Annotated in this window: 11 protein-coding genes and 1 pseudogene; 5 read left to right on the top strand and 7 right to left on the bottom strand. The window is 66.1% G+C overall.

Going from position 1 to position 15,975, the window contains the following annotated elements:
- The first annotated feature begins 54 nt into the window (after nucleotides 1-54).
- Nucleotides 55-393: an RNA polymerase-binding protein RbpA gene (gene rbpA / locus VEI45_RS21465; RefSeq protein ID WP_324856545.1), complete on the top strand. Its 339-nt coding sequence runs from the start codon at nucleotides 55-57 to the stop codon at nucleotides 391-393.
- A 44-nt stretch (nucleotides 394-437) separates the two neighbouring features.
- Here the strand turns inward: rbpA and lnt are convergent.
- The 3 genes and pseudogenes from lnt to VEI45_RS21450 all read right to left on the bottom strand — a co-directional run.
- Nucleotides 438-3,067 (bottom strand): annotated as a pseudogene (gene lnt, locus VEI45_RS21460) (apolipoprotein N-acyltransferase); the annotation flags it as partial.
- Between the two features lie 307 nt (nucleotides 3,068-3,374).
- Nucleotides 3,375-4,922 (bottom strand): amidohydrolase, encoded by a 1,548-nt coding sequence (locus VEI45_RS21455; protein WP_414687552.1) that lies wholly within the window; start codon nucleotides 4,920-4,922, stop codon nucleotides 3,375-3,377.
- 95 nt (nucleotides 4,923-5,017) lie between these two features.
- The gene (locus tag VEI45_RS21450; RefSeq protein ID WP_324856543.1) at nucleotides 5,018-5,521 is read right to left on the bottom strand and encodes an FxsA family protein; all 504 of its coding nucleotides are present in this window, start codon (nucleotides 5,519-5,521) and stop codon (nucleotides 5,018-5,020) included.
- A 67-nt stretch (nucleotides 5,522-5,588) separates the two neighbouring features.
- On the opposite strand from VEI45_RS21450, the gene VEI45_RS21445 reads away from it, so the two are divergent.
- A complete protein-coding gene (locus VEI45_RS21445; protein ID WP_324856542.1) occupies nucleotides 5,589-6,287 on the top strand; it encodes a dienelactone hydrolase family protein in 699 nt (232 codons plus the stop codon).
- Here the strand turns inward: VEI45_RS21445 and VEI45_RS21440 are convergent.
- Nucleotides 6,284-8,902, bottom strand: a complete 2,619-nt coding sequence (locus VEI45_RS21440; protein ID WP_324856541.1) for a helix-turn-helix transcriptional regulator — start codon at nucleotides 8,900-8,902, stop codon at nucleotides 6,284-6,286. The two genes, VEI45_RS21445 and VEI45_RS21440, sit on opposite strands and share 4 nt — an antisense overlap.
- Before the next feature lie 211 nt (nucleotides 8,903-9,113).
- On the opposite strand from VEI45_RS21440, the gene VEI45_RS21435 reads away from it, so the two are divergent.
- Nucleotides 9,114-9,461 carry a hypothetical protein gene (locus tag VEI45_RS21435; protein ID WP_324856540.1) on the top strand — a complete coding sequence of 116 codons (348 nt, stop codon included), beginning with the start codon at nucleotides 9,114-9,116 and terminating at the stop codon, nucleotides 9,459-9,461.
- A 15-nt stretch (nucleotides 9,462-9,476) separates the two neighbouring features.
- Nucleotides 9,477-10,196, top strand: coding sequence for a hypothetical protein (locus VEI45_RS21430; RefSeq protein ID WP_324856539.1), 720 nt, complete (start codon nucleotides 9,477-9,479; stop codon nucleotides 10,194-10,196).
- A 16-nt stretch (nucleotides 10,197-10,212) separates the two neighbouring features.
- On the opposite strand, the gene VEI45_RS21425 is transcribed toward VEI45_RS21430, so the two are convergent.
- Together VEI45_RS21425 and cobN are read right to left on the bottom strand one after the other, a co-directional pair.
- Nucleotides 10,213-10,596, bottom strand: coding sequence for a PPOX class F420-dependent oxidoreductase (locus VEI45_RS21425; protein WP_324856538.1), 384 nt, complete (start codon nucleotides 10,594-10,596; stop codon nucleotides 10,213-10,215).
- A 9-nt stretch (nucleotides 10,597-10,605) separates the two neighbouring features.
- Nucleotides 10,606-14,193, bottom strand: a complete 3,588-nt coding sequence (gene cobN / locus VEI45_RS21420) for a cobaltochelatase subunit CobN (RefSeq protein WP_324856537.1) — start codon at nucleotides 14,191-14,193, stop codon at nucleotides 10,606-10,608.
- A 60-nt stretch (nucleotides 14,194-14,253) separates the two neighbouring features.
- Here cobN and VEI45_RS21415 point away from each other — a divergent pair, with 60 nt between their 5' ends.
- Complete coding sequence (locus tag VEI45_RS21415; RefSeq protein WP_324856536.1) at nucleotides 14,254-15,084, top strand: SDR family oxidoreductase; 831 nt, start codon at nucleotides 14,254-14,256, stop codon at nucleotides 15,082-15,084.
- Between the two features lie 3 nt (nucleotides 15,085-15,087).
- On the opposite strand, the gene VEI45_RS21410 is transcribed toward VEI45_RS21415, so the two are convergent.
- Nucleotides 15,088-15,975, bottom strand: an 888-nt coding sequence (locus VEI45_RS21410; protein WP_414687551.1) for a flavin-containing monooxygenase, incomplete at its 5' end; no start/stop codon positions are given.

The raw sequence follows: 15,975 nt of genomic DNA, 5'->3' as shown, positions 1-15,975 counted from the left end.
TGGCGTTGTTAAAGTCGCTAGCTGCTAAGAAGACGTTAAGAGGAGTGGGTACCAATGGCTGATCGTGTCCTCAGAGGCAGTCGCCTTGGGGCCGTAAGTTACGAAACCGACCGCAATCACGACTTGGCGCCACGCCAGATTGCGCGGTACCGCACGGAGAACGGGGAGGAGTTCGACGTACCGTTCGCTGACGACGCCGAGATCCCCGGCACCTGGCTGTGCCGCAACGGCATGGAAGGCACCCTGATCGAGGGTGACCTGCCGGAGCCCAAGAAGGTCAAGCCGCCCCGCACACACTGGGACATGCTGCTCGAGCGCCGCTCGGTTGAGGAGCTCGACGAACTGCTCAAGGAGCGTCTGGAGCTGATCAGGACGCGCCGTCGCGGCAGCTGACGAGACCTAGCGCGGCTAATTCACCGGTTCACGGGGACCGCACGGTTGCGGTTCAGCCGGCCGTCTATGCCCCATTGCGCGACTTTAACCAAAGCTTCGCGGATGTTGGATCCGCTCATCTTGGACACGCCGAGTTCGCGCTCGGTGAAGGTAATCGGTACCTCGACGACGGTGAACCCGTTGGTGATGGTGCGCCAGGTCAAGTCGATCTGGAAGCAATAACCCTTCGATTCGACCTGATCGAGATCGATCTTCTGCAGAACGTCCCGACGGTAGGCGCGGTAACCGGCGGTGATGTCATGTATGCCGATGCCCAGGGCCAACCGCGCGTACGTGTTGGCCGTCCAGGAGAGCGCCCAGCGCCGCCACGGCCAGTTCTGCACGTTCCCGCCATCGACGTAGCGCGAACCAATGGCCAGGTCGGCTCCAGCGTCGACCGCCTCCAGCAGTAGGTGCAGTTGTTCAGGCGCGTGACTGCCGTCGGCGTCCATCTCGACGAGCGTGGTGTATTGCCGGCTGAGCCCCCAGGCGAATCCGGCCAGGTAAGCCGCGCCCAGACCATTCTTGGCGGTGCGGTGCATGACATGGATCCGTTCGGGATCAGCCGACGCGAGCTCGTCGGCAAGCTGTCCGGTGCCGTCGGGGCTGCCGTCGTCCACGACCAACACATGCACGTCAGGACGAGCATGCTGGAGCCGCCGCAGGATCAGCGGGAGGTTCTCCCGCTCGTTGTAGGTGGGGATGATCACCAGGGTGCGCTGGGTGGGGCGATCGCCCACTACCCGCAACACCGGATCGCCGGTGGTCATATGTCTCCTCTTTCTGGCCGCTGGTCAAGTATGCGGGCGGAATATCGGTCGCCCTCATCGAGCGCGGTCTCCTCGCCGTCCTCCACGAGCTCGGGGTCGGCTGCTGGGTCGTCTACCTCGTCGCCGTCGGCTACTTCGTCGTCGCCGAGCGGGTCGTCGTCAAATTTCTCCTTGGCTGAGCCGCGCCTCTTCGCTAACTCCGACAGACGACGGTTTAGTTCCGCGAACCATCCATTGTGCAGCATTGCGGCGAGCAGCACCGCGACAGCCACTGCGACCAGGCTGCCCTGCACGATCGGGCCCCACTTGGCTGCCGGCGTCAGCGTTGTTTTGCGGCGCACCTGGTTGTCCAGGTAGGACGGCTCGAAGAACTTCGTCCGGTCCAGCTCGCGGCCGTCCGGCGTGACCAGGGCGGAGATTCCCACGTTGCTCGTGACGACGGCGTAACGGTCCAGCTCCACCGCGCGAACCTTCGAGAAGGCCAGCTGCTGCTCGCTCATGGTCGGGTTGAAGTTGGCGTTGTTGGCGGGCACCGCGAGCACCTCGGCACCGTTGCGGACCGAGTCTCGCAGCGCGCGGTCGAAAATCACTTCCCAGCAGGTCGCGACTCCCACCGGAACACCCGCGGCATGCACCACGCCGGTGCCCGTGCCCGGGACGATATAGCCTGCCCAGTCAGCGAGCCCGGACAGATGCCGGAAGAAGCCGCGCCAGGGCAGGTATTCCCCGAACGGCTGCACGATCCGCTTGTCGTGGCGGTCGGCGGGCCCGGTCTTCGGGTTCCAGACGATCACTGTGTTCGTTTCCGCCGGGGACTCCGGCGGCCGGCCCGCGACGTCGAGCACCGCACCGACCAGGATCGGCGCTCCGATCGCCTCGACGGCCATCGCGATCTGCTGCGCCGCGTCGGGGTTGCGGAACGGATCGACTTCCGACGCATCCTCGGGCCAGACGACAAAGTCAGGTTGGGGCGCGCGCCCGGCGTGTACGTCGTCAGCCAGCCGGCGGGTCTCCCGGACAACGTTGCCCAGAACCGCAAGGCGTTGCGCGTTGAACTCCAGACCGAGCCGCGGCACGTTGCCCTGGACCACTGCGGCGGTGACGGTGGGTTCGTTCCCTGATCCGGTGCCGGAATGGCGGACCTGTGGCCAAATGGCGGCGGTGGCGAAAAACACCAGGCAGATGCAGATTGCCGGCAACACCACTGCGGGCGGCGAGTCGGCCACCCCGACATCGTCGTGGCCATCGGAGTGGCTCCCGGCGGTATGCGGCTTAAGGGACGCCCGCAACCACGACACGATCTCCAGTGCGATTGCGGTGGCGCTGCAACCGACCAGCACGATCGCCAACGAGAGCAGTGGTACGCCGCCCAGCCGGACCAACGGCAGAAACGGGCCATCGGTCTGGCCGGCGGCCACCACACCCCAGGGGAATCCCCCGAACGGGACCGTCGACTTCAACCACTCTTGTGCCGCCCACAACACCGCGAACCAGATCGGCCAGCCGGGAAGCTGCCGCACCACGACGGCCAGCAGACCGAAAATCCCGGGAAACAACGAGCACACCAGCACCAGCGCCAACAAGGGTGTGGCGCCGACGAGGATGCTGACCCAGCGGATCAACGGCAGGTAGAACGCCAGGCCGAACAGGAAGCCGTAACCGAATCCGCCCACTGGTGTGGTGGCCGGACGGGTCAGCACCCAGGCCAGCAGGGCAAATGCGAGGACGGCGGCCCACCACCAGTTGAACCCGGGATAGCTCGAGCACAGCAGCCACCCGGCAAGGATTGCGGCGCCGAGGCGTGTCGCGCGCGGCCGCAGGGCTTTGGCTAATTGTGGGAGCCGCGTTCGCAGCTCGTTGCCCAGCCATACCAGCAGCACTGCGCCCAACTGGACCAGCCGCTGCCCTAGATGCGTCGCAATTGGAAGGACTCTGTTGCCGAAGGTCGAAAGCCGGTCACTGTCGGCTTTCGGCTCGAGGTCGGCGTCGGCATCCGCTGACTCGAAATCGGTGTCGAGGTCGGCACCTTGATCGCCGACGTCATCGTGTTGAACGGGGATTTCGCCGGTGGCTTCGTCGTCTTTGAGATCGTCTTTGAGGTCGTCTTTGACCGCCGGGATGACTTCGGTGTCCTCTCCGGGCCGCATCCAGCGATCGAACCGCCTACTGCCCCTAGCCATAGATGACCGCACCCCTGTGCACGGTTCGCCGACAGCGGGGCAAGGGATCGGTCGAGCCCAGCCGGGGCAATGCGGGCACCCTCGACCGCGGATCGGTAGACCACCGCCGAACGGCATCACTCGGCGCGTCTGCTTCGAGCTCGCTGAGGTCGGCGACGTCCCAGACGGCGTAGGACGCGGGCGCGCCGGGGACCAAGGTGCCCGTCAACCCGTCTCCGACGCCGCCGGCCCGCCAGCCGCCGCGGGTCGCCGCGGCAAATGCCGCTCGCACGGAAACCGAACTGCCGCGCGTGTGGTGGTTAGCAGCCGCACGGACGGTCGCCCAGGGGTCGAGGCCGGTCACCGGGGCGTCGGATCCGAACGCGAGGGCCACGCCTTGGGATGCTAACAGCGCAAACGGGTTGAGAACCCCTGCTCGGTCGACACCGAGACGGCGGGCATACATGCCGTCATGGCCGCCCCAGAGTGCGTCGAAATTGGGCTGCATGCTGGCCATGACACCCCACGCGCCCAGCTTGGCCGCCTGATCTGCGGTGACCATCTCCAGGTGTTCCAAGCGGTGACCGCAGCGAGCCACCGCGACCATGCCGAGGTCTTCGACCACGCGCTCGAAGGCATCCACGACTGCCGAGACGGCGGCGTCACCGATGACGTGGAAACCCGCCGTCACGCTGGCGTCGGTGCACGCTCTGACATGCGTGGTGATGACCTCGGGATCCAAGTAGCAGGTCCCGACTCGGTCCGTGGCATCGGCGTACGGCTCACGCAGCCAGGCGGTGCGCGAGCCCAGAGCCCCGTCGACGAAGAGGTCACCGGCCAGACCGGCCGCACCGGTGTCCTCGATGAGCGCACGCGCCTGCGCGGGGCTGCTCACCGCCTCACCCCAGTAACCGGCCACCTCGAGCCCGTGGGCCCGACTGAGGGTGCGCAACTCCTGCCAGTCGTCCAGACCGCCGATTTCGGGGCCGGTGCATTCGTGCACCGCGACGATCCCGCTGGCGGCCGCGGCGTCCAGTGCGGCCGCCCGCGCGTCGGCCCGCTGGCCATCGGTCAACAGGCCGCGCGCGGCGGCACGGACCAGATGATGGGCGTCGCCGACCAAGGGCCGCTGTTCGGCGAATCCGGTCGCCGACGGTAGTGCTGGCACCCGCTCGCGCAGAGCAGTCGAGGCCAGCGCCGAGTGCACGTCGACGCGGGCCAGGTAGGCGGGCCGGCCCCCCAGCACCGCGTCCAGGTCGGCGGTGCTGGGCGCGGCATTCTCCGGCCACGACGATTCGTCCCAGCCGTGGCCCCAGACCGGGTGATCGGGATGGGCGGCCGCATAGTCGGCGATCATCCGCAGGCAATGCCGACGCGACGTCGATGCCCGCAAATCGAGACCGGTCAGCGTCAGCCCGGTGGCGGTGAGATGGATGTGGCTGTCGACGAAGCCCGGCGCGACGAAGCCACCATCGAGATCGATCACCTCGGCGTCGGGGAACTGACCGCGACCCACGTCGTCGCTACCCAGCCACACCACTGCGCCGTCGCGGACCGCCATCGCGGTCGCATCGGGGTGGGTCGGGCTGTGAACCCGGCCGTGGACCAACAGGGTTGGGGGGACTTGAGCCACGCGGTATGGGTCGCTGTATGGGTCTACGTGTGCTCGCCCGGCAAGGCCGGCGGATCGACCACTGGGACATCAGCGACGTCAACGACGTCGAGCACCTCGCCGTCGATGTAGTCCGGCCCGGGTCGGGGCGGGTATCGATCCGCGCCGACGGTGGTGACGGTGATCAGCGGCGCACGTCGGCCGATGCCGCGGGCGGCCATCGCCGTCAGCACCGGCCGGGCGGCGGCCCGGGTCGGGGGTAACAGGAGCAGCAGCCCCGCGGCCGTGGTGACCAGGCCGGGAACCACCACCAGCACCGAGCCCAGCGCGATCAGCGCGCCGTCGGTGGCCAGCTGCGACTGTTGACTGGTCAGCCCGGATCGCAACCGCGTGAGCTGGCGTTTGAGTTGCGACCCCGCCAACGCCAATCCGGCGACAAAGGCCGCCAGCAACAGCAACAGGGTCCAGCCCAGCCCGATCGTCGACGCCAGCGCCACCACTACCGTGAGCTCGACGAGGACGTAGACCAGGAACACTCGCGACACCATGAGATGGCAACGTCGGGGGCGGCCGCGGGAGTTCCGCGGGCCGCTGCCGCACGGTTAGATGGCTGACGTGACGACAATCGAGATCGATACCCCGGCCGGCCCCATCGATGCGCTGCTCGATATGCCCGACGGGCCAGGACCCTGGCCGGGCGTGGTGGTCATTCACGACGCAATCGGCTATGAACCGGACAAGAAGTCGACCAACGCCCACGTCGCGAAGGCGGGATACGTCGCACTGACCCCCAATTTGTTCGCGCGGGGTGGCCGGGCGCGGTGCATCACCAAAGTCATGCGCGACCTGCTCACCAAACGCGGACGCTCGCTTGATGACGTGCTGGCGGCCCGTGACCACGTGATCTCCCTGCCACAATGCACCGGCCGGGTCGGCATCGCCGGGTTCTGCATGGGCGGCGGGTTCGCATTAATCATGTCGCCCAAAGGATTCAGCGCCTCAGCACCGTTCTACGGCACCCCGCTGCCGCGCGACCTCAGCGAAACACTGGACGGGGCCTGCCCGATTGTGGCCAGCTTCGGCCGCCGCGATCCGATCGGCATCGGGGCGGGCAACAAGCTGCAAGAGGCTCTCCGGCAGAAGGGCATCAGCAACGACGTGAAGGTCTATCCGCAGGCCGGCCACAGCTTCGCCAACAAGCTTCCCGCCCAGCCGCTGCTGCGTATTGCCGGGTTCGGCTACAACCAGGCCGCATCCGACGATGCCTGGGCGCGCGTGTTCACGTTCTTCGGCGAACACCTGCGAAACAGCTAGCCGTTGCTCGAGGTTGTTGGCCGCGCCCCGTTGACTAGGTGGATGAGCTGGTCGCGGCGCTCGATCCCGAGTTTGGCGAAAGTACGATACAAATGTCCATCCACGGTTCGCACCGATACATACAACCGATCGGCGATCTGACGGTTGGACAATCCACCCGCGACAAGCATCGCGACTTCGCGTTCGCGATCGGTGATCGGCAGGGGCCGTGCCCCGGCATTGACTGCCGGCGTTCGTATTTCGCATTTGCTGGCCAGCCAATGCGCTCGGGTCGACGCCGCCACTTCCTTGCCGTGGTTGCCCGTGCGCGCGTGCATGCGCGCTGCTTGCGCCGTGGCGTCGGCAGCAAGGCCCAACGCGCCCATTTCGGCGAACCGATCGGCCGCGGCGTCGAGCAAAACGCCGTCATGGACGACCAGCCCATGCGCATGCGCAGCAATCGTCTCCGACATGGGTGTGTTGAGGGTTTTTGCTAGCTCCTGCAGCCGTCCGCCGTACGCACGATCGCCGAACCGGATCGTTGTGTGCAGAGCGCGCATCTCCACCGCCTGCATCCCGGACCGACGTGCGATCTGCGCGGCACGCGCAGCATGCATTCGAGCGGTCGAGGTCTGGCCGGCGGCCGCCCGCTCCCAGGCCCGGGCAAGCTCGAGTTCAGGCAAGAACAGGGTGGCCTGCGGTCCGTAGGCTTCTTCCGACCTGCGCAGCGCGGCAGCGGCCGCCTCAGCATTTCCACGGCGGCCCTCGACCTGTGCGGACCATGCCGCTACCAGCATCAACCAGCCCGACGGGAAACCACGCGACATTGCCGAGATTGAGTCGTGGAACGCAATACAGGCAGCTGGCAGCGCACCGCGAGCGAGCTCCACAAGTCCGAGCATCGCGTGCACGAGTGGGTCTGCTTCATGTGCACCTGCGGCCATCGCGGCGTAGCGTTGCAAAGCCCGCTCGGCCGCGGACAGGTCACCGACCGCCGTCAACGCCGTGACCTCGGCCAAACCAATGACAAAACGTACGACTCCCGGTTGAGCAAGCGAAGCCGCTCGCAGTCCCCGATCAGCTGTGTGGTGAAGTTCGCCGAACTGCCCAGACAGCGCCAGTGCCCAACACGTCGATGCGGCGGCCCACACCGTCGCCAACGGCGGCACATCCGACGCAAACATCGTTAGACCCACCTCGATGGCGTTGGGAAGGTCACCGGAGAAGCACGCGATAGTCACCTCGGCCGCTGTGATGAGGCCGACCATCGACTCGGTATCGACACGATCCCTAATGCCGGCGAGTACCTGCTGTGCCTGCTGCGTCTGCCCGCAACCAAAGAACAGGTTTAGCGCGCGCTGACAGCCCCACCGGACGGTCAGAAACTCATCGGCACCCTCAAGATCGCACTCGCCGAGGACGGCCTCGACCTCGTCGCCGCGCCCCTGCCAACTCATCGCGTCGGCAAGCAGGATCGCGGCCGGCAATCCACCGCCACGGTCGAACGCAAAGCGCGACAGCTCTTCGCCTTCGCCAATATCCGACATCGCCATTGCGTTTGCCGCCGCATCGATGATCACATCGAGGTCCGGTGGCAGGTCGCTGCGCATCATGAGTTGAGCCAACCGGATCTGACCGCGCACGTCGGGCAGCCGTGACCGTCGTCCCTCCAGCACGTGCTGCCGAAGAGCTTGCGCCAGCAGGCCATTGAGTTGCCGCGTGCGCACCACCCCCGCGAGTCGGAGTGCCGCTTCACCGATGACGGGATTATTGAGCTGGGCCACAAGGGCGGATCCGTCGGCAACCAATTGGATGAAGCCCCGCTGCTCGAGTCGTGCCGCCGCGTCGGCGTCGCAAAGTCCGCGCAGGACCTCCCAGTCCAGCAACTCCCCGGCCGCCAACAGCTCTACTGCTTCCAACTCTTCTGGAGCAAGGGACCGCAGGCGAAACTCCAAAAGGTCGTAGAGTTCTCGGTCCGGGTGCAGTGGGCCTCGGAGCTGCCAGCCGTCTTCGGTGTGAACCAGGACCCCATTTTCCCGACCTGCGCTCAACAAGCCACGCAGCAGCAGCAGATTTCCACCGCTACGGCCGTGTAACTCGTCGACCAGTCGGGGCGCCACTACACCGCCAAGCACACGACGGGCGAGTTCACCGGTCTGCTCGCCGGTGAATGGGTCAATATGCAAAGTGAGCAACAGCCGCTCTTTCCACAGCGAGGCCACCGCGTCCGGTACGGGTTCTCCCGACCGGATTGCCACGACCAATCGGGCACCGCCGTTGGCCGCCAGCTGGTGAATCAATGTGGCCGACAATGGGTCGAGCAACTGAGCGTCATCGACAATGACGAGGTCGCCCTCCTGCTCCAGAGTTTTATGGGCGGCGGCCAGCATCGCGGCGGGCCCATGTGCTGCGTCAACAGTCACCGACCGAGAGAAGGCCCCGAGTGGCACGGCACAACCCGTTTGAGTACCCAGCACAAACCGCACCGTCCCTCCGCGGGACTCGACAGCCTTGGCGAGGGCGCGAGCCAGCGTCGATTTGCCAACGCCGCTTTCACCGACCAGCGCGACGCCGTGACACTCCGTGGTGCCGTCGAGTGCCGCCAAAGCGCGACGAAACTCGTCGTCGCGAGCCACTATCGGCCACTTCGGCTTGCTTTCGGGTTGCACCGTACGTCAGACCTCCCGGGCCGTCGGTGGGCCGCCACTGCTCCGTCCACCGTTTCCGCAAAATGTGCTCTGAAAGAGACACTTTATGCCATAAAAGTAGGCCATGGGTATTAGATGTGGACAACTCATCGACGTTTCGTATTGTGATGAGCCCGATTGCGGCACTATTGTCCCCACCATGGAGGACGTCGACAGGGATCCGGCGGTCGTCATCATGTATCTGGTCGGTCGCCGGCTGAGTTCCGCCGAAATCTATGAGGCCTTCGGCTTGAGTCGGTCGGGCTACACCAAAGCGTGGCACGAAGGTCGCCTGATCACGGCTGACAACGTCATACGGGTGGCGAAACACTTCGACCTGAACCCCATCGGGCTATTGACCCGCTTTAATCTGGTTGCCGCTGAGGCGGTGAGTGACTTTGTCGGCTCGGAGCCCAATTTTGGACGGAGCACAACTCACACGGAAGTGGCGACCCGCCCCACCAAGCTCCGGAATGCCGATCCGCGTACCGACGTGCCGGCCCTTTAAACGGTTCGCATCAAGATGATCGCCGCTGCCACCATAGCCGCCGTCATAATCACTGGCTACTGCGTATGGGTGCGGCGTAACGCATGGAATCGTCGGTGGGAGCTGGGTAGCAGCATCACCGCGGCGTCAATGTTCGCCTGCCTCCTCCTGATGAATCCCGCGCTGTCCCTTACATTGTCCGCACCCTTACACGATCTCACCGGGCTGTGGAATATCGAGGACCTGCTGGGCCACCTGGCCTATCTGGCCGGACTCGTCACACTCGCCCAGACGCTGGCGAAGCGAACCAATCTTGATGACCCGGAACGGTTCTTGCGCCGCCGCCTGGAGGCCCCTATCGCGATCGCGCTGCCGCTGCTGATCGGGCTATTCATCGTTGCCACACCGGGGAAGCATTGGCCCGATCTTTTCCGGGCTCCAGAAACGGGGTGGATGACTCTTTATTGGCTGGTGCTATGCACCAGCGCAACTTATCTATTAGTCCCCATCTTGAGACTGCTGTGGGTGGTGCGCCGCGACCCACGCTCCACCGTCACCGCCAACATCTATATCGCCGCCATCACCATCGACTTGGGTTGTCTTAGCTCTGTTGTAGCTTCACGCCTGATAGCGGGCTATCCGGCCACAGTCACCTGGACGCTGCTGTGCGTGGCCGCCTGTGGCTACGCCATCGCTCCCGCGTATTCATGGCACATCAAGACGCGCACGACACCGTGGCGCGCGCCCTTGACGTAAGTCAAGCGATGCGCCGCTACCCGGCCGCCCGCAATTCCAGGCCGACGTTGTTCTGCATGCCGCCGCGCAGCTTGCTGAAAAGGTTGAACACCCGACCGATGAGGCCGTACTCCCGGCCGATGGCGTCGTAGACCGCGCCAGTGTGCGATTTGTCGAGGATGGCCGCGGTCGCCTCGATGGCATCGCTTTTCGCGCGGCCGCGGATATCGCAGACGGCCAGCGTCACCCGCGGGGTGTTGCGGATCCGCTTGACCTTCCACGCCTTCTCCTCGCTGATGACCAGCAGGCGGTCACCGTCGGAAGCGGCCCAGACCGGAGTCGGCTTCGGGCGGCCGTCCTTGGTGAAAGTCGTCAGCAGGACGTACTGCGCCTTGGCGACGTCTGCGAAGCTTGGGGGCACAGCGTCAGTCTAAAGGCCCTCCAGGTCGCCTTCGGTTTCCAGCAGCACCTGTCGCAGTGCGTCGAGGGTGGCCGGTTGCGGGTCGGTCCACATGCCGCGGCTGACTGCTTCCAGCAACCGCTCGGCCATCCCATGCAGGGCCCAGGGATTGGACTCGGCCATGAATTTGCGGTTCTCCAGATCCAGCACGTAGGACTCGGTGAGCTGCTCGTACATCCAGTCGGCCATCACCTTTGCGGTGGCGTCGTATCCGAATAGGTAGTCCACGGTTGCGGCCATCTCGAAGGCGCCCTTGTAGCCGTGCCGGCGCATCGCGGTCATCCAGCGCGGGTTCACGACCCGAGCGCGAAACACCCGGGTGGTTTCCTCCGACAACGTGCGCGTGCGGACCGCGTCGGGCCGGGTGTTGTCGCCGATGTAGGCCGCGGGCGCCTGCCCGGTCAGTGCCCGCACGGTGGCCACCATGCCACCGTGGTACTGGAAGTAGTCGTCGGAGTCGGCGATGTCGTGCTCTCGGGTGTCGGTGTTCTTCGCGGCGACGGCGATGCGCCGGTATTGCCGGTTCATGTCCTCGGTGGCCGCCCGCCCGTCGAGGCCGCGCCCGTAGGCGAATCCGCCCCAGGCGGTGTACACCTGCGCCAGATCGGCGTCGTCGCGCCAATTGCGGCTGTCGATCAGCTGCAGCAGCCCGGCGCCGTAGGTGCCCGGCTTCGATCCGAAAATCCTTGTGGTGGATCGACGTTGGTCGCCGTGCTGCGCCAGGTCCGTTTGGGCGTGGGCGCGCACGTAGTTGTCGTCGGCCGGCTCGTCCAGGTCGGCGACCAACCGCACCGCGTCGTCGAGCATCGTCACCACGTGTGGGAACGCATCACGGAAGAACCCGGAGATTCGCACCGTGACGTCGATGCGGGGCCGGCCCAGCTCGGCCAGCGGGATCGGGGCCAGATCGACGACGCGTCGCGAGGCGTCGTCCCAAACCGGCCGAACTCCCAGCAGCGCAAGGACTTCGGCGATGTCGTCACCGGATGTGCGCATCGCCGAGGTGCCCCACACCGACAGACCTACCGAGCGCGGCCAGGTTCCGTAGTCGTCGCGGTAGCGGGCCAACAGTGAATCCGCCATCGCCACACCGGTTTCCCAGGCCAGCCGCGACGGCACCGCTTTCGGGTCGACGGAATAGAAGTTGCGTCCGGTGGGCAGCACATTGACCAGCCCGCGCAGCGGCGAACCCGACGGTCCGGCCGCGATGAATCGGCCATCCAATGCCCTTAGCACCTGGTCTATTTCGCCTGCGGTGCCGGCTAGCCGTGGCACGACTTCGGTGGCGGCAAACCGCAACACCGAGGTCACCGCGGGATCGTCGCTGAGACGCTCGGCGGCGGCCGGATCCCAGCCGCTGGCCTGAAGCTCGGCGACCAGTTGACGTGCCTGGCGTTCGGCCGCGTCGACGAATTGCCGCTCGTCGGTGCCGTCCTCGGCGAGGCCGAGCGCCTGACGCAGTCCGGCCACCGACTTGTCGCCGCCGAATAGTTGGCGGGCACGCAGCACCGCCAGCACCAGGTCCAGTTCCTGCTCGCCCTGTGGGACTTCGGCCAGGATGTGCAGGCCGTCGCGGATCTGGACATCCTTGATTTCACAAAGCCATCCGTCGACGTGCAGCAGCATGTCGTTGAACGAGTCGTCCGCCGGTCGCTCGGCGAGTCCCAGATCGTGGTCCATCTTGGCCGCCCTGATCAGCGTCCAGATCTGTTGCCGGATCGCGGGCAGCTTGCCGGGATCGAGCGCGGCGACGCTGGCGTGTTCGTCGAGCAGCTGCTCCAAACGAGCAATGTCCCCGTAGGTTTCGGCACGCGCCATCGGCGGGATGAGGTGGTCGACGAGCACGGCGTGTGCGCGCCGCTTGGCCTGGGTGCCCTCGCCGGGGTCGTTGACCAAAAACGGGTAGATCAGCGGCACATCGCCCAGCGCCGCGTCGGACCCGCAGGCCGCCGACATGCCCAGCGTCTTTCCCGGCAGCCATTCGAGGTTGCCGTGCTTGCCGAGATGCACCACCGCGTGAGCGTCGAAACTGTTGCTGAATCCACGCCCCAGCCACTGGTAGGCGGCCAGGTAGTGGTGGCTGGGCGGCAGATCCGGGTCGTGGTAGATCGCGACCGGGTTCTCCCCGAAACCACGCGGTGGCTGCACCATCAGCACCACGTTGCCGGCTTGCATTGCGGCGACGACGATTTCGCCGTCCGGGTCGTTGGAACGGTCCACGAACAGCTCTCCCGGCGGAGGTCCCCAGTGTTCCTGCACAGCCTCGGCCAACGCGACGGGTAGGGTGGCGAACCACGCGCGATAGTCGTTGGCGGACACCCGGATCGGGTTGCCGGCCAGCTGCCCGTCGGTGAGCCAGTCGGGATCCTGCCCGCCGCGTTCGATCAGCGCGTGGATCAGCGCATCGCCGTCTTGCGCGTCGACACCGGGCAGCTCGCCCACCTGGTAGCCGCTCTCCTGCATCGCTCTGAGCAGCGCCACCGCGCTGGCCGGGGTGTCCAGCCCGACCGCGTTGCCGATCCGGGAGTGTTTGGTCGGATAGGCGGAGAACACCACGGCCACCCGCTTGTCGGCGGGTGCGACATGCCGCAGCTGGGCGTGCGCGATCGCCAGGCCGGCGACCCGCGCGCAGCGCTCCTGATCGGCGACGTAGGAGATCAGCCCCTCGTCGTCAATCTCCTTGAACGAGAACGGAACCGTGATGATGCGTCCGTCGAACTCAGGCACCGCCACCTGGCTGGCGACGTCGAGTGGGCTGAGCCCGTCATCGTTGCCCGCCCACTGCCGGCGGGAACTGGTCAGGCACAGTCCCTGCAGGATCGGGATGTCCAGCGCGGCAAGGTGTTCAACGTTCCAGCTGTCGTCATCGCCACCGGCCGATGCCGTCGCGGGCTTGACTCCCCCGGCCGCGAGCACGGTGACGACCATCGCGTCGGCTTGCCCCAGCACGTTGAGCAGCTCGGGTTCGGCGGTGCGCAGCGACGCGCAGTACAGCGGCAGCGGCCGTCCGCCGGCGGCTTCGATGGCGTGGCACAGCGCTTCGACGTAGCCGGTGTTGCCGGCCAGGTGCTGGGCGCGGTAGTACAGCACCCCGATGGTCGGGCCGGAGCTATCCGTTGCTGCGCGTTCCAGCACCCCAAATGTTGGTGTACTCACCGGCTGGGTGAACCCGAAGCCGGTCATCAGCACGGTGTCCGACAGGAAGGCGTGCAGCTGGCGCAGGTTGGGCACGCCCCCCTGGGCCAGGTAGATATGCGCTTGCAGCGCAACGCCCGCGGGCACGGTGGAACGTTCGATCAGGTCGGCGTCCGGCGATTGTTCACCGCTGACCACGACGGCGGGGATGCCGCTGGCCAGTACCGCGTCGATGCCGTCCTGCCAGGCGCGGTAGCCGCCCAGGATGCGAACCACGACCATATCGGCGCCGTCCAACAGCTCGCCCAGCTCGCCGGGCAGCAGTCGCGCCGGGTTGGCCCACCGGTAGTTGGCGCCGCTGGCTCGGGCGGCGATCAGGTCGGTGTCGGAGGTGGACACCAGCAGGATCTTGGGGTCGGCCACCCGTCATTCGTACCCCATCACGGGCCTAAGCTTGAAGTCCGGCCTAAGGAGCATGAAGCGATGAAACGCCAGTCTGTTGCAGAGAAGGTCATTGCCGTCACCGGCGGGGCACGCGGAATCGGGCTGGCTACTGCGAGGCTGCTGCACGGTTTGGGCGCGACGGTCGCGATCGGCGATGTCGACAGATCGGCCGTCAAAGAGGCGGGCAGCGGGTTGGGTCTCAAGGTCGCCGGGCGACTGGACGTGACAGATCGGCGATCCTTCGCCGACTTTCTCGACACTGTTGAAGACCGGCTGGGGCCGATCGACGTGTTGGTCAACAATGCCGGCGTCATCGCGGTGGGTAACGCAGTCGACGAGGCCGACGCCGTCACCGAGCGGGTGCTCGATGTCAACATCTACGGCGTGATCCTGGGCACCAAGCTCGCTGCCAAGCGGATGTTGCCGCGTGGTCACGGTCATATCGTCAACATGGCGTCGCTGGGTAGTGTGCAGCCGGTCGAGGGCATCGCAACCTATTGCGCCACAAAGCATGCCGTGCTCGGCTACACCGACGCGGTGCGAATGGAAAACCGTGAGAGCGGTGTGCACTTCTCGGCTATTTTGCCGATTCTGGTCAATACCGACATGATTGCCGGCGCCGGGCACGCGAAGGGCTTCAAGAATGCCGAACCGGACGACGTCGCCCGGGCGGTCGCCAAAGTGATCATCAAACCGAAACCGCGTGTGTTCGTTCCCCGTTCGATCGGACGGGTCGTGGCCGCCCAGCGATTGATGCCGCAGCGTGTCACAGAGGCGATGGGACGCGCGATGGGTACAGGCCGCGTCTTCACCAGCGACGTCGAGGTCGACAAGCGCACAGCGTATGCCCGGCGCGCGGGTACTTCGTGATTGTCAACCGGTGCGCACGTCGAAATGAGCAACCTCGGGTTGGCGTAGCAACTCGCGATGAGTCTCCGGCGTCCACGGGAAGAGCTCGGGCAGACCATCCTTGCCGAGGTACCAACTGCTGCAGCCGGTGACCCAGATCGTCTGCGGCATAGCGGCTTTCATGCGCTCGTTGTATTCCTTGGTTGCCGCTTCGGTCGGTGCGGCAGCATGTATAGCACCGTCGCGAAGCTGGTTGATCCACCACATTACGTAGTCGGCCTGGTCCTCGGCGACGGGCACCAGGGACTGGTTGCCGATCGGCGAATGCGGTCCCATCAGCATGAACAGATTGGGGAATCCCGGCACCGCAACCGACCGGTACGCCTTCGGACCGTCGGCCCAAGCCTCATCCAGGGTGAGCCCGCCCTCCCCGACCACCTCCAGCGGGCGGACATAGGCGCGCGCGTCGAACCCGGTGGCACAGACCAGCAGGTCCAGTTCGTGCAAAGTGCCGTCGGCGGTGACGACGCCACGCGGCTCGATGTGGTCGATCGGATCGGTGATCACCTCGACCCCCGGCTGCTGCACGGAACGATAGAAATGCCCAGCCATCACCTGCCGCTTGCACATCGGCTGGTAGGTGGGGGTGAGCTTGGCCCGCAGCTCCGGGTCGCGCACCGAGAGCCGCAGGTTCCAGCGACACTCGGCATCGACCAGACGGCGCTGCCATCCCGGGCGGATCGGCGCACGGCCCAACAGGCGCCTGATGAACAATCCCCAGAAGCCGTAGGGCAGTCCGTTCAACGCCGGCCACCGGGACAGCGCCGCCTGGGTCAGCTTTGAGTAGCGCGGGTTAGGCAAGGGGTAGATCCACTGGGCGGTGCGCTGAAAAACCTTCAGCGCGCGCACCTT

It is taken from the genome of Mycobacterium sp. (assembly GCF_035623875.1).
Classification (GTDB): domain Bacteria; phylum Actinomycetota; class Actinomycetes; order Mycobacteriales; family Mycobacteriaceae; genus Mycobacterium.
This window is presented reverse-complemented; position numbering and strand designations above follow the sequence as displayed.

Coding starts and splice junctions, on each gene's coding strand:
- VEI45_RS21430 (WP_324856539.1), top strand. CDS start 9,477: ATGATCGCCGCTGCCACCATAGCCGCCGTCATAATCACTGGCTACTGC.
- VEI45_RS21455 (WP_414687552.1), bottom strand. CDS start 4,922: ATGGCGGTCCGCGACGGCGCAGTGGTGTGGCTGGGTAGCGACGACGTG.
- VEI45_RS21450 (WP_324856543.1), bottom strand. CDS start 5,521: ATGGTGTCGCGAGTGTTCCTGGTCTACGTCCTCGTCGAGCTCACGGTA.
- rbpA (WP_324856545.1), top strand. CDS start 55: ATGGCTGATCGTGTCCTCAGAGGCAGTCGCCTTGGGGCCGTAAGTTAC.
- VEI45_RS21435 (WP_324856540.1), top strand. CDS start 9,114: ATGGAGGACGTCGACAGGGATCCGGCGGTCGTCATCATGTATCTGGTC.
- VEI45_RS21415 (WP_324856536.1), top strand. CDS start 14,254: ATGAAACGCCAGTCTGTTGCAGAGAAGGTCATTGCCGTCACCGGCGGG.